Below are 24,148 nucleotides of genomic sequence, written 5' to 3'. Positions count from 1 at the left end.
GTATGTAAATGATCTATGTAGGGGTATTCTATCGTAACCCGCTTATGCAAGCCAAAGATGGGAGCTTCGAATGTGGATAATATTGTTTATAGTCGCACTGCTGTTTGTTTTGGGCGGCGCGTTAATTTTGTTACGGTCAGCGAACATACCGAAAGTGCCCGATAATGTAAAACCGCAACCTTATGAAAAAGATGAAGAGGATGACTGGTAGCGTGAATAGTATTAATGGGTCCGCAGAGTAAAAGTAACCGGCCCGTTGTTGACCAGCGAAACCTGCATATCGGCTCCAAACTGACCGAATTCAACATTAGCGTAAGTTTGCTTTGCCAACTGTTGCAGATAGTCGAACATTTCCTTGCCTTTTTCCGGCGGCGCGGCAGAAATAAAACTGGGCCGATTGCCTTTTTGGGTATCCGCCGCCAGCGTAAATTGCGGAATCAACAACAAGCCGCCGTTAATATCCCTCAAACTCAGATTCATGCGGTCATCGCTATCGGCAAAAATCCGATAGTTGAGGATACGTTCCAGCAGGCGTTGGGCATCTTTTTCGGTGTCCGCCTTTTCCACCGCAACCAGCGCCATAATGCCGGTGTCGATTTTTCCGATGTCCTGATTGTTGATGGTGACTTTAGCGGTAGTTACGCGTTGGATAATGGTGATCATAATGGTTGCTGAATAAAATTTGCCGACTCGACCAACTCCAAGCCTTCCGTGGGACGATTGTAGACATAAACCCATGCCGTAACGAGGCGTCCGCTCTTTAGCAACACAGATTGCTGCTGACGACTATATTCGTTAGGTTCGGAAAACTCCGGGCCGAATTCTTCATACCGATCAAGCAGAGGAAGCGCAACATCGGCTTGGTGAAGCAGATAGACTTCGCCCTGCACTACGTCATTGGGATCATCAGAAGAAACTGCACCTGGATAGCAGTCGACTTTATAAAGCCTGCCTTGATAGGTGGCATCATCCACAAACTCAGCATGCTTAGCCAAAAGATGAGGCATTTCGCTGTTCGTCGCACGCCTAAGCGTTCCGTAAACAAAAATATAGTCGGGATTCATGATGCGTTGTCTTCGCTAGCTCCCAAACTCAAGCTTGGGAGCTCGGTCTGGAACTCCAGCTTCCCGTTTCGCGAAGCTGGAGCTTCGCCTTTGAGGTTCCCAATCTGGAGATTGGGAACCAGCGCATCGACTTAAGCTTAAGCCGATGCTTATGCGGAGATATTTAGTGCCCAACCTCGACTTTAGAACCCTTAGCCTGACCGATTTCAGTCAAAGTTTTATTAAACCAGTCTGTATCCAGGTCAAAAGGCTTGCCGCCCTTGATGCGAGGAAACTCAATCGCACGCAGTACAAAATTTTGATCGTCATCGTGACCGATAACGCCTGATTCACGACGGAAAGCGCACTCAACAGCCAGATCGGCACAAGACTTGATTAGGCGTATATCTTCGACATTGGCCGCAGAAGCGCGAGCAAAATAACCTGATTTTTGCACCAGTGTTTTTTCCGCACCGATCATTTCTGCAAACTGATCGCCGAACCATTTGCCCGGATTAACAGCATCCAGCTTGACGTGACCGAATGCATCGCGCGGCACTTCCTGTCCCTTGGCTTGCATTTCAGCGACGATAGACTCAACGCCCGCGCCTTCCGATACGAAGATATTGACGCAATCGACTTTATCCATTACCGCACGAAGACGAGCCGCTTCAGCCGCAAGATCGATCGTCATTTCAGGGATAAAAACGCCATGCACTTCATAAGTGGCGCGATCCAAACCCAGCTCCGGCAACCATTCGGCACGGTCCAGCAGTTTGCGGTATTCCACAGCGGTCGCAGCAGTCAGCCAGCCGCAGCTGCGTCCCATCACTTCATGAACAATCAACATGCGCGGGTTGGAATTGTTTTCGGCAACCACGTTCCAGAAGTAACGCGCGCCTTGCTCGGCAGCCGTCCAGGCGCCCAGCGATTGTTTGATGGGGAACACGTCGTTATCGACGGTTTTGGGCAGACCGATAACGGTAAGTCCATAGTCGTTTTTCGCAAGGAAAGCGGCAAGATCGGCCGCAGCGGTATTGGTATCGTCACCGCCGATAGTGTGCAGAATATCCACGCCGTCTTTGACCAGTTGGTCGGCTGCAACTTTCTGCGGATCCTGACCTTCCTGAACCAATCCGCGTTTAATGCAATCTTTAACGTTGGTCAGCTTGACGCGGCTGTTACCGATCACCGAGCCGCCAAAACGATGCAAAAGCCCTGCTTTTTCGCGAATTGCCGGAGTGACGGTATAAAAATCGCCCAACAACAGACCTTTATAACCGCTACGGTAGCAGATGATTTCGATGGTAGGATCGATTTCAGTGTAACGCTCGATAAGGCTGCCGATGGCTGAGTTTAGGCAAGGGGCCAAGCCGCCCGCTGTGAGAATTGCGACTTTTTTAGGTTTGTTCATGGGAAAACTCAAAGGGTGAAGTTAAAAAAGCAAAATTTTATCATATAAGGGCGGCTGTTTTTTAGTCTTTCACACCGTTCTCAGACTCTCCGGCATGAGAACAGTGTAACGGTCAAAGCAAGCTTTGGACTCCAAGCGGCAACGGCGAAGGTACATAGCAAACCATTTTTTAGTCTTTCGCCTTGAGCCTTTTACCCGCTTAAATCAACCTTCCAAATGATACCCGACAATCCGCTCAACCTCATTTTTGGACCCCAAAATAACCGGAACCCGCTGATGCAGGCCTTTGGGTTTGATGTCGAGTATGCGTTCACGTCCGGTGGAACAAGCACCTCCCGCTTGCTCGATAATAAAAGCCATCGGATTGGCCTCGTACATAATGCGAAGCTTTCCGGCTCTTGAGGGATCGCGTAAATCATACGGATACAAAAAAACTCCGCCGCGCGTGAGTATCCGGTAAACCTCTGCAACCATCGACGCGACCCAACGCATATTAAAATCCTTTTCGCGCAAACCTTCCGTACCCTGCAAACATTCCTCGATATAACGCTGTACGGGAGGCTCCCAAAAACGCTGATTTGACATGTTGATAGCAAACTCATTGGTATCATTGGGAATCGTCATGTTGGGATGAGTCAGGATAAATTCGCCTATAGCCTGATCCAGAGTAAAACCGTTAACGCCCTGCCCTGTCGTCAAAACCATCATCGTTGACGGGCCGTAAAGCACAAAACCCGCGCAAACCTGTTCGGAGCCCTTACGCAAAAAATCCTCCAGAGCCGGTTCCACACCTTCGCAGCAACGCAGAATCGAGAATATGGTGCCTACCGCCAGGTTGACATCAATGTTTGAAGAACCGTCCAGCGGATCGAACAACGCCAGATACTTGCCTTTGGGATACTGCGAAGGAATGCTGATGATGTCGTCGATTTCTTCCGATGCCATACCGGCCAAATGACCGGTCCAGTTCAGCGCATCCACCATAATGTCATTGGTGATGATGTCCAGTTTCTTCTGCACCTCGCCCTGTACATTCTGGGAATCGGCACTGCCCAACACCCCAATCAGATTGCCTCGATTAACCAAATTTGAAATTTTCTTGCACGCTGTAACGACATCGTTCAGTAATGAAGTAAACGCTCCCGATACGCCCGGCAACTCGCGCTGCTGTTCAATAATAAACTGGGTCAAAGTAACATGTTTGGTCATTCTTTATCGCTCCGATGGTGTTGTCTTTTTCAAAAAATAGGTTCAATAATCACATACAGCTTCTGTGTATGCGAGGTTCATCATCAATAGCGCATTGCCGGACAAGAAGGCTATCTGTCTGCGCATAACTTACAAACCAATGCCATATTGTAAATCATAAAGGGCGGTATTGATGCCGCTAATATGGATGTTATTGCCTTCGCATCCATTCACGAAACAAGATCGCAGGTTGGTTTTGATGTTGCTACACACGTAGCATAACGATCCGCCAAGTCAAAAAGTAAATAACGTATAATTAATGCAGCTTTATCGTTTAGCGTCTCTCCATTAACATAAAGAGTTTGATATTCATGTTGCAAATATCCAATCAGGTCAGCATCCCCGACAATGAGATTGAAGTTCATGCGATTCGCGCGCAGGGAGCCGGCGGGCAGAATGTCAATAAAGTTTCATCCGCCGTTCATTTACGATTTGATATTAACGCGTCCTCATTACCCGAGCTTTATAAAGAAAAGCTCCTGGCTTTAAATGACCAGCGCATTTCAAAAGAAGGGGTGATTATCATCAAGGCACAGCAATATCGCACCCAGGAAAAAAACAAAGAAGACGCCTTAAGTCGGCTACAGGCATTAATTCAAAGCGTGGCTGTCACGCACAAAAAACGCAAAGCCACCAAGCCGACCAAAGGATCCAAGCTAAGGCGCCTGGATAGTAAAGCCAAACAAGGCAGGCTAAAGGCATTAAGAGGGAATATTAATTTTAATTAACCTCATCACACATCAATGCATTCGGAAAAGTAACCATGTTGATTTTGCAAATAATCATCAAACAATGGGATAAAAGCCAAAGGACAGCTGCGCATGTTTTGGAGCGAACTAATATCCCGGATAGATATCCAGTAATTTTCCCATCGGCTTTTTATGATTTTAATAAGCAATGTGTAATAGATCCGCATGGCGATGACAGACAAGGCGGGCGCTTAAAACATGCGCAGCTGGCAGACAGAAAAATCAAATTTGATCGATTCCAACTGAGTTTAGAGGACAAAGTTATTGCGTATTTTGGCGCAACTCAGTCTGATAAAACGCCTAGCGTAATCGGGTCATTGAATAATCAATGGGTACAATGCAAATACACAGACAGATACAGCGTTTTCGAGAGTGACTTCTATTATTGGCTGTATGAAGAAGTGACCTTAAACGCTATTTGTATCAGTGAATTTAACGAAAGAGTTTTTATCAATACTGAGCCTGCGTTTGTTTTTGAAGATTTTAATGATTAGGAGCCCGAAGCCCCTAAATACCGCCAAGCCCAATAAAAGTTCTACAAAGATCCACATCTACTTAACTTAAGTTAAGCCATTTGGTTTTAAAGCCCTCGTCCTGAGCCTGTAAAAGAATTAATGAAAAGCCAATCGGGATTGCAAGCAGCCCCACCCATTCTGATTAAATTCGATCTTTGATTAAGCTAGGTGCAGTTTGCGGGCTCATTGTATAATTCGACGCAATGTTTTTTACCGACCTCCTAAACCTAAAGGATTGATTAAAATATGCTTCCAGAAAAACGCTTGACTCGTCGTCGTGGAATTTATTTGTTACCTAATTTATTTACCACGGGAGCCCTGTTTTCCGGTTTCTATGCAATTACTTCGGCGATGGGGGGACGTTATGAAACCGCCGTTATTGCCATTTTTGTAGCAATGATTCTGGACGGCCTGGATGGTCGGGTCGCTCGGTTGACTAATACGCAAAGCGAATTCGGCGCTCAGTACGACAGCCTTTCAGATATGGTTTCATTTGGCGCGGCTCCCGCCTTGGTCATGTACTTATGGGCATTTTCCAGCATGGGTAGATTGGGTTTGTTTGCTGCCTTTGTCCATACGGCGGGCGGCGCATTAAGGCTTGCGCGCTTTAACACGCAACTTGCAACAGCCGATAAAAATTATTTTCAGGGACTTCCCAGCCCTGCCGCAGCCGCCATTCTTGCCGGATTTATCTGGATTTGCCTGGAGTATAAATACGACATTGAGCTATTCAAGTATTTTGCACTTGTCTTGACGATCAGCACCGGCTTGCTGATGGTGAGTAATTTTCGCTATTCGAGTTTCAAAAAAATCGACCTAAAAGGCAAAGTGCCTTTTATTGTCGCCATCGCCGTTATGTTGGGTATCGCTTTTGTGATGGCGCAGCCGCAAACAATGTTATTTCTGTTGTTTTTAGGTTACGCAATTTCAGGCCCGGTTATTACCTTGGTCATGCGTAGACGCCGGTTGCAGGGACGTAAATCGTAAAATCTGCTTGAGGCCGCACAGCCATTGGCGTATAGTCACGACCATGTTTATTCACATCAACCATGCATTTCAAAACCCTCTTTCCGGCACAATGTTTGCCGGAACAGACTTGTGCGCGTGGCTATGCCTGCCTTTAAGATTCCTGCCCTGACGGGCACCTATCTTTTTCTATATTAATGATTTAATCCCCCTATATCCGTGTATCAACCTAACAGTTGATAACCCTTCATCGACTGCATGGAGGCAGAAGGTAGAGCACCAACAGTAGGCGCTCTAGGCGATGCAGGACCTATTGCCGAGACGATGCAGGGAATAATTGCCGAGAATGGAGTTTTTATGAAAGACAAGTTAATAATATTCGATACCACCTTGCGCGATGGCGAGCAAAGCCCCGGCGCGTCAATGACGCGCGAGGAAAAAGTCAGAATTGCCAAGGCTCTGGAACGTTTAAAGGTCGATGTCATCGAGGCCGGTTTTCCTGCGGCCAGCCCCGGCGATTTTGAAGCCGTTCAGGCGGTAGCCAAGGTCATAAAAGACAGCGTGGTATGCGGATTGGCAAGAGCCCTGGACAATGATATAGACCGTGCAGGCGAGGCGCTTAAAGGCGCCAACCGGTCGCGGATTCATACCTTTATCGCAACATCGCCGATTCATATGCAAATGAAGTTGCAGATGCAACCGGAGCAGGTTATCGAATATGCGGTCAAAGCGGTTAAACGCGCACGGCAATATACCGATGATGTCGAATTTTCCCCGGAAGATGCCGGACGCTCGGAAGAAGACTTTTTATGCAGGATTCTTGAGGCGGTTATTGACGCCGGCGCAACAACGCTCAACATTCCGGATACTGTAGGTTACAGTGTTCCTCAGCAATTTGGTGCGACTATTGCGAACCTGATGCGACGTATCCCCAATTCGGATAAGGCTATTTTTTCCGTGCATTGCCACAATGATTTGGGCCTTGCGGTTGCCAATTCCTTGTCAGCGGTTATGAACGGCGCACGTCAGGTTGAATGCACCATTAATGGCTTGGGCGAACGCGCCGGTAACGCGTCGCTGGAAGAAGTAGTCATGGCGGTGCGTACCCGTAAGGATGTCTTCACCTGCCAAACCGGTATAGACACCCGCGAAATTTTGACTTGCTCAAAATTGGTATCTTCAATTACCGGCTTTCCTGTGCAACCCAACAAAGCCATCGTTGGTGCCAATGCCTTTGCGCATGAGGCAGGCATCCATCAGGACGGCGTATTAAAAAGCCGCGAAACTTACGAGATCATGCGTGCCGAAGATGTAGGCTGGACGGCTAACCGTATGGTGCTGGGCAAGCATTCCGGCAGAAATGCTTTTAAAAGCCGCATCACCGAATTGGGCTTTGAGTTCGGCTCGGAAGAAGAGCTGAACGAGGCTTTTTCCCGCTTTAAGCAGTTGGCCGATAAAAAGCACGAAATCTTCGACGAAGATTTGCAAACATTGATTTCGGAAGCCAGTTTTGAAGCGGAAGATGAACGCATCAAGCTTATAGCCCTGAAAGTGTGCTCGGAAACCGGAGAGATACCTAACGCAACCGTTACGCTACGGGTGGACAATAAAGAGGTCACCGGCAATGCCGATGGCGGCGGCGCTGTCGACGCCAGTTTAAAAGCCATAGAAAAACTAGTGCAAACCGACGCTACGCTGGAGCTTTATTCGGTTAACAGCATCACCAACGGTACCGATGCCCAGGGCGAGGTGACTATTCGTCTTGAAAAAGCAGGCCGGATCGTTAACGGCTTGGGCGCTGATACCGATATTGTTATTGCTTCAGCCAAGGCTTATATCAATGCCGTAAATAAGCTGCATAGCCCTGATCAACGTCGGCACCCTCAAAAAGGGGATGTTTGATTAAGGTGCAAGGCAAAATCTCATCATTCCCACGCTCCGGCGTGGGAGCTCTAAGTAGCCGAGTCGATTTTGGATAACGCAACACGACTGCAATACCTCGAAGCTATGGGCATTGATGTTTGGGTGCCTAGAGCTTTTTCCGATCATGCGCAAACTACAGCATCCGACGTTGTAGCTGATAGCGCTCAACCTGAACCGCTCGACAGCTGGGAAGCGTTGCAAGCCGAAGTTGCCCCATGCACTAAGTGCGATTTATGTAAAACACGTACTCAAACCGTTTTCGGCTCAGGCAATAAAAACGCCGACTGGATGATTATCGGTGAAGGGCCTGGGCAAAACGAAGATCAACAAGGCTTACCTTTTGTCGGTAAGGCGGGTCTGCTATTAACTGAAATGTTAAGAGCCATAGGCCTTGATCGGGAAGAGGTCTTTATAGCTAATATTGTAAAATGCCGCCCTCCCGCTAACCGTGACCCCAAACCCATCGAGATTGAAACCTGCAAACCTTACCTGATACGACAAATGGCGTTGCTCAAACCAAAAATCATCGTGGTTTTAGGACGGGTTGCCGCGCAGGCATTACTTAACACCGATGAACCGATCAGTAAACTGAGAGGAAAAATACACACTTTAAATGATACGCCAGTTGTTGTAGTCTATCACCCTGCGTACTTGTTAAGATCCTTGCTGGACAAGCGCAAAGCCTGGACGGATTTAAAACTCGCGCTGCAAACATATAAAACATTATAGGTTGATCATGTTGGGAATGATGTTAGATAAAATAAAAGAATTTGTGGTTTATGACGCCGATAGAGAATTCTACGCCAAATTATTTCCTGACTCGGTAGGCAGAAAAGATTTAATGCGTCTGAGAAAAATGAGAATTTCCGATTTACCCGGAGTTATGGCGATTGAAAGGGCAAGCTATCAATTTCCTTGGGGGGAAGACATATTCAGGGATTGCTTTAGAGCCAACTACAATTGCTGGGTCTGTGAAGAGCAGGATACCGTGCTCGGGTACAGCATACTGTCCATGGCTGTAGGCGAGGCTCATGTTTTAAATATTTGTGTAGCACCGGCCGAACAGGGACAAGGGATAGGACGTAAAATGCTGGAAAACCTTGTCGAACTGGCCCGAGGTCGGGCAGAAACCATGTTTCTGGAAGTCAGGCCGTCCAACACCGTCGCAATCGCCCTTTATGAGGACATGGGCTTCAACGAAATAGGTATCAGAAAAGGTTATTATCAGTCGGAGAATGGCCGTGAAGATGCCATTATGCTGGCGAAGCAGATTTTTTAAATCACTCTTTATAACAGCTGAATTGATAATAGAAAACGGATTGGGCAGATAAAAAGGCAAAGGACAAAAGGCGAAAAAACCATCTTTCGTCCTTTGCCTTGCGTCTATACCTTTATAAAGAAGCTGATGTTATCCGCATCATCTGCGTTCTATTTTTTCCAACAACCGATTATTTTAAATTATCGGTCACATGCGGCTCTATAAGCTGGTACATGATTTGATGCATTTTGGGACTTGCGGCGATAACGTTGCCCGACTCCAGATACTTATCATTAAAAGAAAAATCGGTAATTACTCCACCCGCTTCCTTTACCAATAAAATACCTGCGGCCATATCCCATTCCATCAGCCCTATTTCCCAAAAACCATCCAATCGACCGGCCGCCAAGTAGGCCAGATCAAGCGCCGCAGCACCCGCACGGCGAATCCCCGCAGAATCGGTCGCTAATGCGCGGAACATGCCCAAGTAAGCATTCATGTGCAAGTCGGTTTTAAACGGAAAGCCGGTGCCGATTAATGCACCTTTTAAGCTGGTTTGATTGGTCACCCGAAGACGACGACTGTTTAACATGGCTCCGCCGCCGCGTTTGGCGGTAAATAATTCATCGCGTAACGGGTCATAAACGACACCGACTTCAATCCTGCCCTTGTGCTTTAAGGCAATCGAAACGGCGTATTGCGGAAAGCCGTGCAGAAAGTTGGTAGTGCCGTCCAACGGGTCGATAACCCAGACAAAATCGTTGCCCTCATGCATACCGCTTTCTTCTGCCAGGATACTGTGATCAGGATAGGCAGCCTTGATAATGTTGATAATTTCCCGTTCGGCCATACGATCAATCTCGCTGGCATAATCATTTTTACCTTTTTGGTCGACTTTCAGGTGACCGATATTATCAGATGAACGAAGGATCAAGTCGCCGGCGCTTCTTGCGGCACGGACGGCAGTATTTAACATGGGTTGCATAGGCGGATTTATATTGAGTACGGATGTATGGACAGATATTTGCTCTTGCAATATCGGCATTCCCCATGTCCCTGTGGGTTATGCAGAAGTTAGAGCACCAAAGGCAGGCGCTTTAAGCGATGCAGAAGCAATTGCTGAAAACGCCATATAATACCAAATATTTTGCTAAACTTAGGCTCTTTTTTTAACTAAGGACAAGGCATTGCTGTCTACTATAAAAATTGTGCTGGTCGAAACAACGCATCCGGGGAATATAGGTGCCGTTGCCCGCGCGATGAAAAACATGAAGATGCATAACCTCTGGCTGGTTGCGCCTAAAATATTCCCCAGCGCCGACGCCACTTCCAGAGCCTCCGGCGCTGATGACGTGCTGGCGGGCGCAACCGTTTGCGCGACCTTGCAAGAGGCCATTGCCGATTGCCAAGTGGTGATTGGCGCCAGCGCCCGAGGCCGGACCATCAGCTGGCCGGAAATGACACCCAGAGAATGCGCGGAAAAAGTGCTGATCAATGAACCCGGCAACAAAGTGGCTATCGTTTTTGGCCGGGAAAATTCGGGCTTAAAAAATCACGAGCTGGATCTGTGTCACTTTTTGCTGCGCATCCCGTGTAACAGCGAATACAGCTCCTTAAATATTGCCGCCGCGGTACAGGTTGTTTGTTATGAATTATTCGTCGCATCCGGACTGGCCGCGCAAGAACAAATCGTGGTCGGCGACAAAGGCGAAGACCCTTTGGCTACGGCAACGCAAATGGAGTCTTTCTATACGCATCTGGCCGAAGCATTAACCGATATAGGCTTTATGCATCCCGCCAAATCAAAATCCATTATGCGGCGTTTACGCCGGATTTATAACCGGGTGCAAATGGATACCAAGGAACTGGACATACTCCGGGGCATCTTAAGGATGTCTCAAGGCCACAAGAGGAATAATGATGTTTAACCGAATAAAAGAAGATATTGCCTGCGTCTTTGACCGGGATCCGGCTGCGCAATCGGTCTTTGAAGTAATCACCACCTATCCTGGCTTTCACGCGGTTTTAATTCATCGGCTCAGCCATTTTTGCTGGATAGCAGGATTCAGATGGCTGGCCCGATTTATTGCCCATATCAGCCGCTGGCTGACCGGGATTGAAATTCACCCCGGCGCAATCATAGGCAGGCGTTTTTTTATTGATCACGGCATGGGTGTGGTGATCGGCGAAACCGCTATTATCGGCGATGATTGCACCTTGTATCATGGCGTAACCTTGGGCGGCACCAGCTGGGATAAAGGCAAGCGTCACCCGACCTTGCATAACGGCGTGGTGATAGGTGCCGGAGCAAAAGTCTTAGGACCTATTGATATAGGCGCAGATGCCCGAGTAGGCTCAAACTCGGTAGTCTTGAAACCGGTACCGGCGGGTGCAACCGTCGTTGGCATTCCCGCTCATATCGTCGACCCTAATAGCAGAGCCGCCGCCGCAGAGCGTGACAAAATTGCCTACAAAATGGGTTTTCATGCTTACGGCGCAACCACAGACATGCCCGATCCAATCGCTTACGCCATTAATCACATGCTGGATCATATTCATGCTATGGATAGGCAGATAGAAACCATGCAAAAAGCACTCAATGATGCCGGTATAAAGTACACGGAATCCCCCATCTCTAAATTGGATGGGTGCGAAATTGAGGATGGCTATGAATAAGGGTGAACGGTAAAAACGCAAAATGGCTTTAAAGTGACTTGCACCCAAGCTCCCTGCGAAGAGAAGAAGCCACCTCATTTGAATAAATACCAGTGCTTAGCAAGGGTATAATAGTTGACTATTTTGCTAGGTTAAGTATAGTAACAATATCTTAACGGTATTTATAGAGGATACTATTGTGCGCTTAACAACCAAAGGCCGCTATGCGGTTACTGCAATGCTGGACCTGGCTTTTCACAGTCAAATCAAGCCGGTAACCCTGACCGATATTGCGGCTCGTCAAACCATTTCCCTATCTTATCTGGAACAACTATTTGCCCGCTTACGTCGGGCAGGTATGGTAAAAGGCGTACGCGGACCTGGCGGCGGTTACAAACTGTGTCGTAAAACCAGTGAGATTAATATTGCCGATATTATCGCTGCCGTCAATGAACCGATTGATTCAACCAAATGCGGCGGAGAAGCCAATTGCCAGAAGGATCAGGCCTGTTTAACCCATGATTTGTGGATGGGATTGAGCGAACAGATTAAAGATTATTTGAAGAGTATTTCTTTGGCCGACCTGTTAGAAAAAAACCAGGTTCAGGAAGTTGCCATAAGACAGCATCACGATGCGCAACATACTATTGAAATTCACCATCATCAAGACTGATGCCTGCGCCGCGCCAGCTCCCGGCTGGCTTGCGGCATACACACCATCCCTGGCGATATCCGAATGATCTATTTTGATCATAATGCGACCACGCCAATAGATGATCGCGTTCTGGACGCGATGCTGCCTTTCCTGAAAATATTCTACGGCAATCCTTCCAGCTTATATCGCCACGGCAGAATCGCCGGCGGCGCCATAGATGCAGCTCGCGAGCAACTTTCGGCACTGCTTGGCGTTCAGCCCGGGCAAATAATTTTTACCAGCGGCGGCACCGAAGCCAATAATCTGGCGTTGGCGACACTAGCCCCTCAGGCCGGACTTGCTGTTTCAGCTATTGAGCATCCCTCTGTTATTGAGCCCGCCCTGCACTTAAAAAGCCTGGGACATGAGCTTACTCTGCTTAATGTCGATGCCAACGGCCTGATCACACAGGATGCTATAGACGAAGTGGTTCGGCTAAAGCCCGGCCTGGTTTCGATCATGCTGGCCAACAATGAAACCGGCGTGGTGCAGAATATCGCTCACTATGCTGATCAGTTAAGAGCGCACGGCATCGGGATTCATACCGATGCCGTGCAGGCGCTGGGTAAAATTCCCGTAGATTTTAATCGCCTCGGCGCGCATTTGATGTCGTTGTCCAGCCATAAAATATACGGCCCAAAAGGCTGCGGTGCACTGGTCTTTGAAAAATCTGTGGCGATAAAACCTGTCTTGCTGGGCGGAGGACAGGAACAAGGATTCAGGGCCGGAACAGAAAATGTCGCCGCCATCGTCGGCTTTGGCAAAGCTGCAGAACTTGCCAAAATCGAACTTGCCGAACGCCATGCATATCTGCTAAAACTTAGAACACTGCTGGAGCACAGCCTAAGCGCTATCCCCGGCCTGACTATTTTTGCTGAGCAGGCGGGACGACTACCGAATACTGTCCAAATCGGTATCGACGGCGTTGATGGCGAAATGCTGTTGATGCAACTGGATCAAAAAAGCATCGCTGTTTCCAGCGGTTCTGCCTGTGCCAGCGGCCAGAGAGAACCCAGCCCGGTATTGGTAGCTATGGGGGTTAAAGCTGTTCAGGCAAAAAGTGCAATCCGCATCAGCTTGGGAAAGGCCAACACCGAAGCTGAAATTTTTGAATTTATTAAACAATTGAAATCCTTAAACGTAAAAGGATAAAGAGGTCATTATGTCTGTCTCATTAACTGAAAGTGCCGCTCGGCAAATTAAAAAACAGCTAGAAAAACGCGGTAAAGGCATGGGTTTAAAACTGGGCGTAAAAAAATCCGGTTGCTCGGGTTATGCTTATACGATTGATTACGCCGACACGCTTAATCAAGACGATGCCGTGTTTGAAAATTTCGACGTAAAAGTCATCGTAGCTGCAAACGATCTGGAATTTGTGGATGGTATAGAACTGGATTATCGCAGAGAAGGTATTAATGAAGCCTTCCAGTTCAACAACCCGAATGTAAAAGGCACCTGCGGCTGCGGCGAGAGCTTTTCTGTTTAAACATTCGACACGAAGACACGAAGCATCAACCAAGGTAAAAACTTCGTGCATTCGTGGTGAGAAAACTTTTCTTCTGCCAAAGCCGGTCAGATCATTTTGTTTAAGCGCCGAGAATTAGCCTCGGCATCATTAATTTTGTGCGGCTACAATCTATTTCCAGCCGGCTTCCGCCTCGCACGCTGCCATTTCATTTGGGTGTGATTTTTCCCATGTTGAAATGGATTGAGTCTCACTCTCTGACATTTTGTTATTCATGCAACTACAGTACTTTGCCACGGTCTCAGCCGATGCTCCTTCTTTTGCGTTGTCTTTAACACATTGTCCGACCCATGCCGCATCATCAGCATTAGCCAGTACTTGACTGCTTGCAAAAACCAGCAGAGCGAAAGAAAGTGAGCTTATTATTTTTTTCATGACATATCCTTTAGTGTTTTTTATATTTATTTGCAAAGAATAATGGGGACGTAGAATTAATACCCAAGACAAGACGCCGTATCGGACTTCAATTCAATTATTACGAGGTGATTTTACTTTGGTATCCGCACCCGCAGCAGAAAGTACCTCGTTATTTAAATCGCTGCAATAATATTTGCCCAAGTGAATCCTCTTCGACAGAAAACTACCGATTGAATTTCAAGCTTTACAGTGATTGCCAATCTGGAGCTCGACGTTATACAAGCGCGCATGAGTTCGTCATACCTGCCGGGAAGCAAATATTCAGCGCCATAGTGGTAAGTTTAAATACGCCCAAGCACCTGGATTCGCTACGCCATAGACTTACATTGCGACTTGGGTCATGATCATCTGCGTTCCATTGTCCCAATCACAGGACAACTACACTATTCCTGCAACAGATTGCTTAACCGTGCAAACTCGGCCAGCGATATGCTTTCAGCCCTGAGCGTCGGATCAATGTTCAAGGCGACAATTTCTTCCTCGGTGATCAGTTTTTTCAGTGAATTACGCAACGTTTTGCGCCGCTGCGAAAATGCCTGAGTGACAACCCGATTAAGCTTGGTCATATCATTAACCGCAACGGGCGGCTGATGATGCGGCACCAGCCTGACGATAGCCGACATAACCTGGGGAGCAGGATCAAAGCTTTCCGGCGGCACGTCGAATAGCAACTCGGTTTCACAAAAATATTGCATCATGACGCTAAGCCTGCCGTATTTTTTGCTGCCCGGAACCGCGCAAATCCGGTCGACCACCTCCTTTTGCAGCATGAAATGCATGTCTTCAATGCAATAAGCATTATCCAACAGATGGAACATCAACGGCGTTGAAATGTTATAGGGAAGATTGCCGATGATGCGCAGTTTTTCATCGCTGGCTATCCCTGCCCGCGCCCCTTCTAGCGCTTCGCGTGCCAACCCGTTCCCGGCGGGTTGGTGATCCCCATCCACCAGCGACGAAAAATCAAACCTTAACGCATCGGCGCTGTGAATTTGCAGATTAGGATATTGCTTGAATTTTTCCCTGAGTAAAACTACCAGATCCCGGTCAAGTTCAACCACGTCCAGACGCACTTTTTCGTTTAACAAGGGCTCAGTCAATGCGCCCTGCCCCGGCCCGATCTCAACCCAGTGTTGACCGGGCTTGGCCTGAATACTGGAGATAATGTTGTAAATAATATTGTGGTCATGAAGAAAATTCTGACCGAAGCGTTTGCGCGGAGTATGTGCCATTTTATTGTGTAGCCATTGTTAATGCGGTTTGCAGTGCGAACTGTAGACTACCTAAATCGGCCTTGCCGCTACCGGCAAGATCCAAAGCCGTACCGTGGTCAACCGAAGTGCGAATAACCGGCAGCCCCAGCGTGATATTGACGGCCCTCCCAAAGCCCATATGCTTAAGCACCGGTAAGCCTTGGTCGTGATACATCGCCAATACCGCATCCGCAGTAACCAGGTATTTGTCGGTAAACAGCGTATCAGCCGCTAACGGCCCGTGCAGATTCAAGCCCTGCTTGCGAAAAGTATCGAGTACCGGCTCAATAATATCGATTTCTTCCCTGCCCAGATGGCCATTTTCTCCGGCATGAGGATTAAGCCCGCACACCAGTATTTTCGGATGAGCTATGCCAAAGCGCGAACGCAGCTCTTGATTCAGTATCCTGATCACCGTACGCAACCGGGTATGGGTAATGGCCTGACTGACTTCCGACAGCGGCAGATGCGTAGTCGCCAACGCCACCCGCAAGCCTGGCGTTGCCAGCATCATCACCGGGTATCCGCCGGTAATGCCTGCAATAAATTCGGTATGACCGCTAAAAGGCAAGCCTGCATCGTTGATAACGCCTTTATGGACAGGTCCGGTGACCATCGCATCAAAAACCGCGTCCATACAGCCTTTGGTCGCTTTAGTGATGGTTCTTAACACGTAGCGGCTATTGGCCGGATTCAATTGCCCGCACTGAACCGCTTCTGCCAGTTCCACCGGCAATACCGTCAAGCACCCGGCAGTGTGAGCGATAGCAGGCATAGCGCTGTCAAACTCTTTTATCTGGAGCGGTAGACCTAATTGCTTGGCCCGTTCTTCCAGTAATTGCGGACTGGCTATAGCGATGATTTCGCAGGGCAAATCCTGCTGGGCAAGCTGAAGGCACAGATCGGGACCTATGCCTGCGGGCTCTCCGGGTGTTAACGCAATACGTGGTACGGCTGGCCTGATGGTCATCTGGGAACTAACTGGGATAAAAAGAACTAATTTTACAGTATAATTACCGGCATTATTTTAAAAAATGCTGATGTAAAAGATAAGGGATATAGATAGACTGATCAAAGAAACCATCTATGAACCCAACCTGCCCTATAAACATCAAAGCCTATGCTATAAAAAATACGGACTTATCGGTTTGCAGAGAGCATCGACGCTTGGCTGACTTACAGGCATTGCAGCAAGCGCAGGCAAAAAAGTACTTAGGCGAAACCTAAACCCTGCCGGCTACGTAGATCAAAAATGAGAAAGAACCCAGCTTGGAAATAATGTAACCGCCACAAAGCAGCTCGGCAGTAAAGCTTTGATGGAAAAAGCTCAGCAGCATTTTTCGGTGGATTGTTTTATATCGGCAGTACAAGTCCTGCCGGAGAGATGGCGGAGCGGACGGGGCTCGAACCCGCGACCACCGGCGTGACAGGCCGGTATTCTAACCAACTGAACTACCGCTCCGCAGTTCGAGCCGCGTATTCTAAAGCATCACATCGCTCTGTCAAGAATAAAGACCCGATACACTGGCATTGCGACTTTCTTTTATGTCGGAACACAGGCAGAGTAAAAATAGACTACGCTTATATTAGCGGTGCATGTATAACAGAGCATTCAATGCGCATATTAAATCGAGACAAAAAACTATAAAAGGCGCGATTTCCATCTTATTTCCCATTTTGAAAACTAATCCAGCTCAAGCAATGCATTATTTAATTTCCTTGTTTTTTTTCATTTATTTAAATGTTGCTGCAGCAGATGGCTTTGGTGACATCGTTTCGACCGGAAACAAACCTGTTCCCGTAGTGCAACTGACATCTAAAGAACGAGCATGGTTAGAAAATCATAAGAAGATCCGAATTGCTTTTGACGATTCATTGCCACCTTATAGCTTCATCAATGATGCCGGGCAGCTTGAAGGTATTGCTATCGAAGTCATGAACACCCTGAGCAAACGGTTAGGCATTACATTTGAAACTTATCCCCATACCAGCTGGAACAAATTATATGAAGCGGCGGCTGCGCGTAAAGTTGATGTAGTCGCTACAATGGTCAATCGACCGGATCGCAGACAGTGGTTTATTTTCACACAACCCTATCTGATAAAGTCCTTGGTTATCATGACCAAAAGAGATAACACCACCATTAAAAATCAAACCGATCTTGCAGGAAAAAGGGTCACGATGGTTAAGGGTTACCAATTTGTTGATCGGGTCATTAAAGAATTGCCTTCAGTCACCCCCTATTTTGTGAATTCTATGCTGGACGGGCTAAAGACAGTTAGTACGGAAAAGGCCGAAGCAGCCATTACTTTTATGGCCACAGCCAGTTACCTGCAAACAAAATATCTTCTGACTGATCTAAAAATAGCAGCCTTCTATGATCTCAATAGCGCCAATAAGAGTATTAATGAAAGCATCGCTGTACGTAAGGACTGGCCGATTCTGGCAGATATTTTACAAAAAGCGCTGGTTACCATCAGTGAAGAAGAAATGCAGAATATCCACGCTAAATGGGTTCCCAGCATTAAACCTTCAATTGACTACGAACTAATTCAAAAAATTGTAGCTGTTTTTATAAGTGTATTGGTCTTGTTATTACTATGGATTGCCCGGGTTCGTAGACAAAACAAAAAAATCAAGCTGTCAAAAACCAAAGTCCAGACCACCAATAAAATCCTGCAAGGATTGAAAAGCGACCTTGAGCACCTAGTCTTAAAGCGCACCGCCGAGCTGAATTCCAGCGAACATAAATTCCGTAGTCTGGTTGAAAATCTGCGTAACGAATACTTTTTTTATCAGCGCGATTGCGAAGGTACGTTCACTTACATTAGCCCTTCAATAATCAACATACTTGGCTACACTGTGGATGAATTTATGACTCATTACCATGAGTATCTGACCGACAATCCGATAAACCTTAAAATTGATGAGTATAGTCAGAGCATACACAATTCGCCTTACCAATTAGAAATATACAATGCACAAAAAAATATCCATTGGCTTGAAGTGACAGACACCCCTGTTTATGATGAATATAACAAATATATAGGCGTTGATGGCATTGTGCATGACATCACCTTACGCAAACAGGCTGATGATCGCTTAATCTGGCTATCTTATTACGACGAGTTAACCGGTTTGGCTAATCGCAGGTTATTTGCCGATCAGCTTCAACAAGTCATTAGTATGGCGCATCGCACCAACGAGTCGGTTTCACTTTTTTACCTGGATCTGGACCGCTTCAAGTTTGTCAACGACACTATGGGGCATGCTGTTGGTGACGAGGTACTAAAAGAAACAGCCCTAAGAATTTCCTCCACTTTGCGCGATTCCGATATAGCCGCGCGCCTTGGCGGCGATGAATTTGCTATATTATTACCGGAAACCGATGCTAATGGAGCGTCGCCGGTTGCCGAAAAAATCCTGAAAAAATTACGGGAACCTTATATTTTTGATGAGCTGGAATTTACTCTGGGCGGCAGCATCGGCATTGCAGTTTACCCTCAAGATACCAGTAATAGCGAAGCCCTGGTTCATTTTGCCGATACGGCAATGTATCACGCAAAGCAGGGAAAGCTGGGGGTTTCCTTTTATTCCGAAAGCATGCAGCAAAAAAACACAATAGACTAATAAGCAGACAACGAGGTCAGATTTGTGATTGATCGGCTTCATGCCATCACAGCCAATAAATTAAGAGTCATTGGCGGATAATTTTAGACGGCAAACCTGGTCAGGCTCAATAACCCACGCCCTGCTTTTCATGTCGATGCTCACTTTGCCCGGTTATTGCCAAAATTTAATAACCATCCCGAACGCCTAACTCAGCACTGCGCGATTGTAACCGGTATAGCCTAATTTCATGCGCAATTTTCTGCCTGAGATCCAGAGGCTTCTACTAACGATTAACTACGTAATTGCATCATCATATCCTCCGCTAAGTCTTTTACTTCACCCCGGGTAATAATGACCAGTCGCCCAATGCCATCATCAGAACTCCTTACCGGCAGCCGCGTTGTAGGATAAAGCCTTCCGGCTGTCCCTTGCACCAGTAAGGGTTGGCTTTGCTCAGGCGTGTAAACCATACCTTTTAAACGGACCAGTTGTTTAGGATACCGAGCGAGCAGGTATTCCAAAGCTTTTTGTAGTCGCTCCCACGGCAACGACTGCTCAAGTTGCAAGGTGATACTACTAAAGCCGTGATCGGGTAAATCGGGCCGTTCAGTATCGCGCAGACGCCGGAGTTTCTGAGGATAATTGAGCAGCACATCGGGATCAAGCATACCTTGCACAGCGGTCAGCCGGGTTGCCGCGGGGGCCAATTGATCCAGCCGCGCACTAATGCGTTTAATTTGTTGAGTTGTTGCCAAATCGGTTTGCGTCATTACCACCGTGTCTGCCCAGGCACAAGCGGCTTGCGCTTCAGGAAAACAGTCAAAATGATCCTCATCCATAACGGCTGAAACGGTAGTAATAACACCTTGTAGGCTATAACGCTTGGCTATCCAACGCTCCCTTAACAAAATATCCAGCACCGGTTCAGGATTGGCAACGCCGCTGGTTTCAATGATCACCCGCTCGAACGATTTATCTCCAGACTCCCAAGCCATACGCAGATTTTTAAGTAACGGCGTTAACGACCCTATCACCTGACAACACAAGCAACCGCCAACCAAAGTTGATAATGGCACTTGATGCTCGCGTAGTAATTGTTGGTCGATCGGAGTGGTGCCGAATTCATTAATGATAACGGCAGATTTGGGCGCATGACTCAACAAACGATTCAATAACGTGGTTTTTCCGCTGCCCAAAAACCCGCTGATGATGAATACCGGTATGCGTTCAATGGCTTTGGCAGGTGGAGGCAAGTGGTAATGGTTCATTGTTTATTAAAGGGAGTGATTGTTGAATCGCCTGCAAGATAAGGCTGCCCGGCACTAATGAGAAGTTACGGTGTTATTTATCCCGGCTTAAGTTGAACATAACAGCTCCGTCCTATCCGGCTTCTGTACAATCAAAACAGACTCTGCCCCATCCAAAGCCAATTTGGACGCTTTTAATTCCGGCGTTCAAGCCGTTTAATAACTAACCCGAATACCTATTTCAGCACTGCGTCCCGGTTCCGGAGCAAAGTTACGCAAGTACGACGTGGAATTTTTGCGGTGGCATGCTTGATGCCGGTACTGATCACGACGATGTCCTCCAGTTTGTGGAATCATTTTCTGCCGCGCGGGCGTTAGTCCCTAATACACAACAAGCGTTCCTGCGTCCAAAAAAATAACAACATCAGTATTGCTCAGCCATCGTCACGGCGCATTTTGCGCAAACACCATGAATTTCGATGACTTTGCTATGCACGATAAAGTCGGCCTGCTTGATTTCCTGCGACAGCACCTGCATGACTTCCGGGGCTGATCGCTCTTCCACTTCCTGACAGTTATTGCAGATAAGCAGAGCAACTGCAGCCGACAAATGCATTAAGGCTTGCCACCCTGTGAATCAATCCCTGTTCGATTAAAAAATCCAATACGCGGTAGATAGTCGCGGGTTTTGCCGCATTTATCAACGGTTTGATCCTATCCAACAACTCAGGCTTTAACGGCTTTGTGGCTTTCCCAGATCAATTCCAGCACTTGTTGGCGTATCGGCGTCAATTGCACGCCGCGCACCACGCATAACTGTGAGGCCGTGTCTAAGGGCCCCGCTGACACATTTTTTATGATCGTGTTCCGAGGAATGGGAATGGTTATGGATTGTTTTGACAGGTGTGTTCATTGCAACAGAGAGAAATATGTTTGTGACAGTTTTCACCCCGAAGACACGAACGACTGCATGAATACAGGAACCGTTGCCGAGAGAACACAAAGGTTTAAGTTCTTATTCTTCGCGTCTTCATGGTAAATCTTATCTGCTACGGATAATTTATTGACAGAGGCCTAAAGCCCCTTTAAACCAACCGTCCCCACAAATCGTATTCATCCGCTTCTTCCAACTCAACATCGACAAAGTCGCCGACTTTGAGATGCGTTGCACCATCGATAAACACTTGCCCGTCGATTTCCGGCGCATCGGCTTTACTTCTTGCCACCGCGCCTTCTTCGACCACTTCATCGATCAATACCGTTTCGATTTTGCCTACCCGCTGCTGCAAACGCGCCGCGCTGATGTCAGCCTGATGCGCCATAAACCGTGCCAAACGCTCCTGTTTAACTTCTTCCGGTACCTGATCGGGCAAATCATTGGCGACCGCGCCTTTTACCGGCGAATAGGCAAAGCAGCCCACTCTATCCATTTGCGCTTCGCTCATAAAGTCCAGCAACTGTTCAAACTCCTGTTCGGTTTCGCCCGGAAAGCCGACGATAAATGTGCTGCGCAAGGTAATATCGGGACAGATTTCGCGCCATGCTTTAATGCGTTCCAGATTATTTTCACTAGCCGCAGGACGCTTCATCAGCTTAAGAATGCGACTGTTTGCATGTTGAAACGGGATATCCAGATAAGGCAGTATTTTGCCCTCGGCCATCAACGGAATCACTTCATCCACATGAGGATAAGGATAAACATAATGCATCCTGACCCAGATGCCCAGATCGCCCAGAGCCTCGGCCAAGTCATAAAAACGTGTTTTCACCGAACGGCCTTTCCAGTCCCGGCTTTGATACTTCAAATCCAGCCCGTAAGCGCTGGTGTCCTGCGAAACTACCAGCAATTCCTTTACCCCGGCGTTAGCCAGACGTTCGGCTTCCAGCATCACATCATCGACCGGCCTGCTGACCAGATCACCGCGCATGGAAGGGATAATGCAGAAGGTACAGCGATGGTTACAGCCTTCGGAAATTTTTAAATAGGCATAATGCCTGGGTGTCAGCTTGATGCCTTGCGGCGGCACCAGACTGATAAACGGATCATGCGGCGGCGGCAAATGCTCGTGCACAGCCGCCACAACTTCTTCCAGTGCATGTGCGCCGGTCACCTTCAAAACTTGCGGATGACGCTCCCTGATTTCGGCTTCCCTTGAACCCAAACAGCCGGTAACAATGACCTTACCGTTTTGAGCCAACGCTTCGCCGATGCTATCCAGCGATTCTTCCACCGCCGCATCAATAAAACCGCAGGTATTAACCACGACCAGGTCGGCGTCCTGATAAGTCGGCGAAATGGTATAACCCTCTGAACGAAGCTTGGTTAGAATTCTTTCGCTATCGACCAAGGCTTTGGGGCAACCCAAACTAATAAAACCAATTTGTGGGGCAGTCATTTAAATCTCAGATAATGTTAAAGCACGTTAGTTTATAGGACTGGCCGCTCAAATAAAAATTTAAAAGATAATCGCCACGAACGATTGCATGGACGCAGCAGGTAGAGCAATTCTGTAGTAATTGCCGAGACACGAAGAAATAAAACTTCGTGTGCTTCGTGGTGAATTAAATATTTCCGTATATCTACTGAGTAGTTAGGGCTTTTTCCTTAATTGCACTCGGATGACGGATTAACATCGACAAATGCCCCTTGTTTTTATTCAGCCAACCACGCACTTCGATAGTTTTGCCCAAATAATCATTAATATCGGGGAACAATCCCAGCCATTTGCTCTCGATACGCGCCTCAAATACAGCTCCTTTGGCTGCACTCAGGACAGGCGAAAACTCCAGGTAAACCGATTTGCGGGTTTTGCGAATATTAACCACCTTACCGACCAGACGCGTCCAGCCCTGATGCCCGTCTTCGGTAAGACTGCCGACCGGTATTGCGGCATATTCAGGCCGTCCCCAAATGCCGAGTTTGGCTTGTTCTGCCTGATCCTGAGCATTAACCAACTCATTAAGATAGTGCAGCTCAAGCGGATAGATACTAACTGCCGCCAAACCCGCTGTAACCAGCTGCCGGTTAACATGCTCTTTTTTTTCGGTGAACAAATGCGCCAATATTCTGCCGTATTTATCGGTTTTTTCCGCACCTACTTCCAAACGGACTTTAGTGTTTTTCAACTTGTCGATCAACCAGCGTTTGGCCTCGTTCCCTCCCGCATCGGCCTGTTTATCCCTGTGCTGAACCTCAGGAGTATTGATACCCAAAAGCCGGACCTTACGCCCATCCTCGAGTACCACGGTATCTCCATCGTAAACCGTCTTAATCCTGTAAAAATCATAGCCCGGTTTTATATCGACTATTTTCGCGTCAACAACCGATCGATCGGAAAAATGCTTACTGCCATTCGCATCCTGCCATTCATAGATTTCCGCGTTAACCCAGCCGGGCAAACATAATAATAAAACCAGTAAAACTCTCATGACTCCGTCCTTATATTTATACTTACGTACGCTCAAGCTCGTCATTGCAGATTCATACGCATCAATTTAAAACATATCACCACGAAGAATAGTAGGTAAAAGCTTCTCGTTCTTTACGGTGAATTAATCAATCGGCTAATATTTTATTGGATTCAACGCAACATTAAGCTTTTGCCTATCCAACTCATTTTTTCATTTGG

At 47.4% G+C, this 24,148-nt stretch carries 26 protein-coding genes and 1 tRNA gene; 13 read left to right on the top strand and 14 right to left on the bottom strand.

Going from position 1 to position 24,148, the window contains the following annotated elements; all coding sequences use genetic code 11:
• The first annotated feature begins 70 nt into the window (after positions 1 to 70).
• A complete protein-coding gene (locus Q8L79_RS09940; protein ID WP_305270557.1) occupies positions 71 to 211 on the top strand; it encodes a hypothetical protein in 141 nt (46 codons plus the stop codon).
• Between the two features lie 11 nt (positions 212 to 222).
• On the opposite strand, the gene dtd is transcribed toward Q8L79_RS09940, so the two are convergent.
• From dtd to Q8L79_RS09920, 4 genes are all read right to left on the bottom strand, one after another.
• Complete coding sequence (dtd, locus tag Q8L79_RS09935; RefSeq protein WP_305270555.1) at positions 223 to 663, bottom strand: D-aminoacyl-tRNA deacylase; 441 nt, start codon at positions 661 to 663, stop codon at positions 223 to 225.
• Positions 660 to 1,064: a gamma-glutamylcyclotransferase gene (locus Q8L79_RS09930; protein ID WP_305270553.1), complete on the bottom strand. Its 405-nt coding sequence runs from the start codon at positions 1,062 to 1,064 to the stop codon at positions 660 to 662. Before Q8L79_RS09930 ends, dtd begins: the two co-directional genes overlap by 4 nt.
• Positions 1,065 to 1,227: 163 nt before the next feature.
• Positions 1,228 to 2,457, bottom strand: coding sequence for a pyrophosphate--fructose-6-phosphate 1-phosphotransferase (locus Q8L79_RS09925; RefSeq protein WP_305270551.1), 1,230 nt, complete (start codon positions 2,455 to 2,457; stop codon positions 1,228 to 1,230).
• Positions 2,458 to 2,661: 204 nt separating this feature from the next.
• Positions 2,662 to 3,666, bottom strand: a complete 1,005-nt coding sequence (locus Q8L79_RS09920; protein ID WP_305270549.1) for a class 1 fructose-bisphosphatase — start codon at positions 3,664 to 3,666, stop codon at positions 2,662 to 2,664.
• A gap of 350 nt (positions 3,667 to 4,016) precedes the next feature.
• Between Q8L79_RS09920 and arfB the strand changes: the two genes are divergently transcribed.
• The 6 genes from arfB to rimI all read left to right on the top strand — a co-directional run bounded on the left by arfB (position 4,017) and on the right by rimI (position 9,137).
• A complete protein-coding gene (gene arfB, locus Q8L79_RS09915; protein ID WP_305270548.1) occupies positions 4,017 to 4,433 on the top strand; it encodes an alternative ribosome rescue aminoacyl-tRNA hydrolase ArfB in 417 nt (138 codons plus the stop codon).
• Positions 4,434 to 4,468: 35 nt separating this feature from the next.
• Entirely contained in the window at positions 4,469 to 4,948 is a 480-nt protein-coding gene (locus Q8L79_RS09910; protein ID WP_305270546.1) for a hypothetical protein, read from the top strand.
• 267 nt (positions 4,949 to 5,215) lie between these two features.
• On the top strand, positions 5,216 to 5,956 hold the full coding sequence (pssA, locus tag Q8L79_RS09905; protein WP_305270543.1) for a CDP-diacylglycerol--serine O-phosphatidyltransferase: 741 nt from the start codon (positions 5,216 to 5,218) through the stop codon (positions 5,954 to 5,956).
• A gap of 336 nt (positions 5,957 to 6,292) precedes the next feature.
• The gene (locus tag Q8L79_RS09900; RefSeq protein ID WP_305270541.1) at positions 6,293 to 7,837 is read left to right on the top strand and encodes a 2-isopropylmalate synthase; all 1,545 of its coding nucleotides are present in this window, start codon (positions 6,293 to 6,295) and stop codon (positions 7,835 to 7,837) included.
• Between the two features lie 69 nt (positions 7,838 to 7,906).
• Positions 7,907 to 8,587 carry a uracil-DNA glycosylase family protein gene (locus Q8L79_RS09895; RefSeq protein WP_305270539.1) on the top strand — a complete coding sequence of 227 codons (681 nt, stop codon included), beginning with the start codon at positions 7,907 to 7,909 and terminating at the stop codon, positions 8,585 to 8,587.
• Between the two features lie 7 nt (positions 8,588 to 8,594).
• A complete protein-coding gene (gene rimI, locus Q8L79_RS09890) occupies positions 8,595 to 9,137 on the top strand; it encodes a ribosomal protein S18-alanine N-acetyltransferase (protein ID WP_305270537.1) in 543 nt (180 codons plus the stop codon).
• Positions 9,138 to 9,306: 169 nt separating this feature from the next.
• Here rimI and Q8L79_RS09885 read toward each other — a convergent pair whose 3' ends face one another.
• Entirely contained in the window at positions 9,307 to 10,101 is a 795-nt protein-coding gene (locus Q8L79_RS09885; RefSeq protein ID WP_305270803.1) for an inositol monophosphatase family protein, read from the bottom strand.
• A gap of 202 nt (positions 10,102 to 10,303) precedes the next feature.
• Between Q8L79_RS09885 and Q8L79_RS09880 the strand changes: the two genes are divergently transcribed.
• From Q8L79_RS09880 to Q8L79_RS09860, 5 genes are all read left to right on the top strand, one after another.
• Positions 10,304 to 11,044 carry an RNA methyltransferase gene (locus tag Q8L79_RS09880; protein ID WP_305270535.1) on the top strand — a complete coding sequence of 247 codons (741 nt, stop codon included), beginning with the start codon at positions 10,304 to 10,306 and terminating at the stop codon, positions 11,042 to 11,044.
• Complete coding sequence (gene cysE / locus Q8L79_RS09875) at positions 11,037 to 11,792, top strand: serine O-acetyltransferase (RefSeq protein ID WP_305270801.1); 756 nt, start codon at positions 11,037 to 11,039, stop codon at positions 11,790 to 11,792. Before Q8L79_RS09880 ends, cysE begins: the two co-directional genes overlap by 8 nt.
• A 178-nt stretch (positions 11,793 to 11,970) precedes the next feature.
• Positions 11,971 to 12,444 (top strand): Fe-S cluster assembly transcriptional regulator IscR, encoded by a 474-nt coding sequence (gene iscR / locus Q8L79_RS09870; protein WP_305270533.1) that lies wholly within the window; start codon positions 11,971 to 11,973, stop codon positions 12,442 to 12,444.
• Between the two features lie 63 nt (positions 12,445 to 12,507).
• Positions 12,508 to 13,617, top strand: a complete 1,110-nt coding sequence (locus Q8L79_RS09865; RefSeq protein WP_305270531.1) for a cysteine desulfurase family protein — start codon at positions 12,508 to 12,510, stop codon at positions 13,615 to 13,617.
• A 10-nt stretch (positions 13,618 to 13,627) separates the two neighbouring features.
• A complete protein-coding gene (locus tag Q8L79_RS09860; protein ID WP_305270529.1) occupies positions 13,628 to 13,951 on the top strand; it encodes an iron-sulfur cluster assembly accessory protein in 324 nt (107 codons plus the stop codon).
• A 150-nt stretch (positions 13,952 to 14,101) separates the two neighbouring features.
• Here the strand turns inward: Q8L79_RS09860 and Q8L79_RS09855 are convergent, their stop codons facing one another.
• The 4 genes from Q8L79_RS09855 to Q8L79_RS09840 form a co-directional block, all read right to left on the bottom strand.
• Positions 14,102 to 14,365 (bottom strand): hypothetical protein, encoded by a 264-nt coding sequence (locus Q8L79_RS09855; protein ID WP_305270527.1) that lies wholly within the window; start codon positions 14,363 to 14,365, stop codon positions 14,102 to 14,104.
• 425 nt (positions 14,366 to 14,790) lie between these two features.
• Complete coding sequence (rsmA, locus tag Q8L79_RS09850) at positions 14,791 to 15,639, bottom strand: 16S rRNA (adenine(1518)-N(6)/adenine(1519)-N(6))-dimethyltransferase RsmA (RefSeq protein WP_305270525.1); 849 nt, start codon at positions 15,637 to 15,639, stop codon at positions 14,791 to 14,793.
• Between the two features lies 1 nt (position 15,640).
• Positions 15,641 to 16,630: a 4-hydroxythreonine-4-phosphate dehydrogenase PdxA gene (gene pdxA, locus Q8L79_RS09845; RefSeq protein WP_305270522.1), complete on the bottom strand. Its 990-nt coding sequence runs from the start codon at positions 16,628 to 16,630 to the stop codon at positions 15,641 to 15,643.
• A gap of 415 nt (positions 16,631 to 17,045) precedes the next feature.
• Positions 17,046 to 17,122, bottom strand: a tRNA-Asp gene (locus Q8L79_RS09840).
• Between the two features lie 239 nt (positions 17,123 to 17,361).
• Here Q8L79_RS09840 and Q8L79_RS09835 point away from each other — a divergent pair.
• Positions 17,362 to 19,290 carry a diguanylate cyclase domain-containing protein gene (locus tag Q8L79_RS09835; protein ID WP_305270519.1) on the top strand — a complete coding sequence of 643 codons (1,929 nt, stop codon included), beginning with the start codon at positions 17,362 to 17,364 and terminating at the stop codon, positions 19,288 to 19,290.
• A 272-nt stretch (positions 19,291 to 19,562) separates the two neighbouring features.
• Here Q8L79_RS09835 and Q8L79_RS09830 read toward each other — a convergent pair whose 3' ends face one another.
• From Q8L79_RS09830 to Q8L79_RS09815, 5 genes are all read right to left on the bottom strand, one after another.
• Positions 19,563 to 20,540, bottom strand: coding sequence for a GTP-binding protein (locus tag Q8L79_RS09830; protein WP_305270517.1), 978 nt, complete (start codon positions 20,538 to 20,540; stop codon positions 19,563 to 19,565).
• Positions 20,541 to 20,943: 403 nt separating this feature from the next.
• Positions 20,944 to 21,135, bottom strand: coding sequence for a hypothetical protein (locus tag Q8L79_RS20130; protein WP_370869922.1), 192 nt, complete (start codon positions 21,133 to 21,135; stop codon positions 20,944 to 20,946).
• A gap of 110 nt (positions 21,136 to 21,245) precedes the next feature.
• On the bottom strand, positions 21,246 to 21,368 hold the full coding sequence (locus Q8L79_RS20125; RefSeq protein WP_370869921.1) for a hypothetical protein: 123 nt from the start codon (positions 21,366 to 21,368) through the stop codon (positions 21,246 to 21,248).
• 236 nt (positions 21,369 to 21,604) lie between these two features.
• Positions 21,605 to 22,915, bottom strand: a complete 1,311-nt coding sequence (gene rimO / locus Q8L79_RS09820) for a 30S ribosomal protein S12 methylthiotransferase RimO (RefSeq protein WP_305270515.1) — start codon at positions 22,913 to 22,915, stop codon at positions 21,605 to 21,607.
• Positions 22,916 to 23,099: 184 nt separating this feature from the next.
• A complete protein-coding gene (locus Q8L79_RS09815) occupies positions 23,100 to 23,948 on the bottom strand; it encodes a thermonuclease family protein (RefSeq protein WP_305270513.1) in 849 nt (282 codons plus the stop codon).
• Between the last annotated feature and the right edge of the window lie 200 nt (positions 23,949 to 24,148).

The sequence above is a fragment of the Methylobacter sp. genome, from assembly GCF_030680395.1.
Lineage (GTDB): Bacteria > Pseudomonadota > Gammaproteobacteria > Methylococcales > Methylomonadaceae > Methylobacter_A.
The sequence above is the reverse complement of the archived record's forward strand: the minus strand, read 5'-3'. Positions and strand labels throughout refer to the sequence as shown.

What these genes read in the sequence shown, in the direction of transcription:
- Q8L79_RS09900 (WP_305270541.1), top strand. Translation starts at nt 6,293, where the DNA reads ATGAAAGACAAGTTAATAATATTCGATACCACCTTGCGCGATGGCGAG.
- Q8L79_RS09815 (WP_305270513.1), bottom strand. Translation starts at nt 23,948, where the DNA reads ATGAGAGTTTTACTGGTTTTATTATTATGTTTGCCCGGCTGGGTTAAC.
- dtd (WP_305270555.1), bottom strand. Translation starts at nt 663, where the DNA reads ATGATCACCATTATCCAACGCGTAACTACCGCTAAAGTCACCATCAAC.
- rimO (WP_305270515.1), bottom strand. Translation starts at nt 22,915, where the DNA reads ATGACTGCCCCACAAATTGGTTTTATTAGTTTGGGTTGCCCCAAAGCC.
- Q8L79_RS09910 (WP_305270546.1), top strand. Translation starts at nt 4,469, where the DNA reads ATGTTGATTTTGCAAATAATCATCAAACAATGGGATAAAAGCCAAAGG.
- rsmA (WP_305270525.1), bottom strand. Translation starts at nt 15,639, where the DNA reads ATGGCACATACTCCGCGCAAACGCTTCGGTCAGAATTTTCTTCATGAC.
- Q8L79_RS09925 (WP_305270551.1), bottom strand. Translation starts at nt 2,457, where the DNA reads ATGAACAAACCTAAAAAAGTCGCAATTCTCACAGCGGGCGGCTTGGCC.
- rimI (WP_305270537.1), top strand. Translation starts at nt 8,595, where the DNA reads ATGTTGGGAATGATGTTAGATAAAATAAAAGAATTTGTGGTTTATGAC.
- pssA (WP_305270543.1), top strand. Translation starts at nt 5,216, where the DNA reads ATGCTTCCAGAAAAACGCTTGACTCGTCGTCGTGGAATTTATTTGTTA.
- Q8L79_RS09930 (WP_305270553.1), bottom strand. Translation starts at nt 1,064, where the DNA reads ATGAATCCCGACTATATTTTTGTTTACGGAACGCTTAGGCGTGCGACG.
- arfB (WP_305270548.1), top strand. Translation starts at nt 4,017, where the DNA reads ATGTTGCAAATATCCAATCAGGTCAGCATCCCCGACAATGAGATTGAA.
- Q8L79_RS09835 (WP_305270519.1), top strand. Translation starts at nt 17,362, where the DNA reads ATGCATTATTTAATTTCCTTGTTTTTTTTCATTTATTTAAATGTTGCT.
- Q8L79_RS09865 (WP_305270531.1), top strand. Translation starts at nt 12,508, where the DNA reads ATGATCTATTTTGATCATAATGCGACCACGCCAATAGATGATCGCGTT.
- Q8L79_RS09940 (WP_305270557.1), top strand. Translation starts at nt 71, where the DNA reads ATGTGGATAATATTGTTTATAGTCGCACTGCTGTTTGTTTTGGGCGGC.
- Q8L79_RS09860 (WP_305270529.1), top strand. Translation starts at nt 13,628, where the DNA reads ATGTCTGTCTCATTAACTGAAAGTGCCGCTCGGCAAATTAAAAAACAG.
- Q8L79_RS09830 (WP_305270517.1), bottom strand. Translation starts at nt 20,540, where the DNA reads ATGAACCATTACCACTTGCCTCCACCTGCCAAAGCCATTGAACGCATA.
- Q8L79_RS20130 (WP_370869922.1), bottom strand. Translation starts at nt 21,135, where the DNA reads ATGCATTTGTCGGCTGCAGTTGCTCTGCTTATCTGCAATAACTGTCAG.
- pdxA (WP_305270522.1), bottom strand. Translation starts at nt 16,630, where the DNA reads ATGACCATCAGGCCAGCCGTACCACGTATTGCGTTAACACCCGGAGAG.
- cysE (WP_305270801.1), top strand. Translation starts at nt 11,037, where the DNA reads ATGTTTAACCGAATAAAAGAAGATATTGCCTGCGTCTTTGACCGGGAT.
- Q8L79_RS09885 (WP_305270803.1), bottom strand. Translation starts at nt 10,101, where the DNA reads ATGCAACCCATGTTAAATACTGCCGTCCGTGCCGCAAGAAGCGCCGGC.
- Q8L79_RS09920 (WP_305270549.1), bottom strand. Translation starts at nt 3,666, where the DNA reads ATGACCAAACATGTTACTTTGACCCAGTTTATTATTGAACAGCAGCGC.
- Q8L79_RS09855 (WP_305270527.1), bottom strand. Translation starts at nt 14,365, where the DNA reads ATGAAAAAAATAATAAGCTCACTTTCTTTCGCTCTGCTGGTTTTTGCA.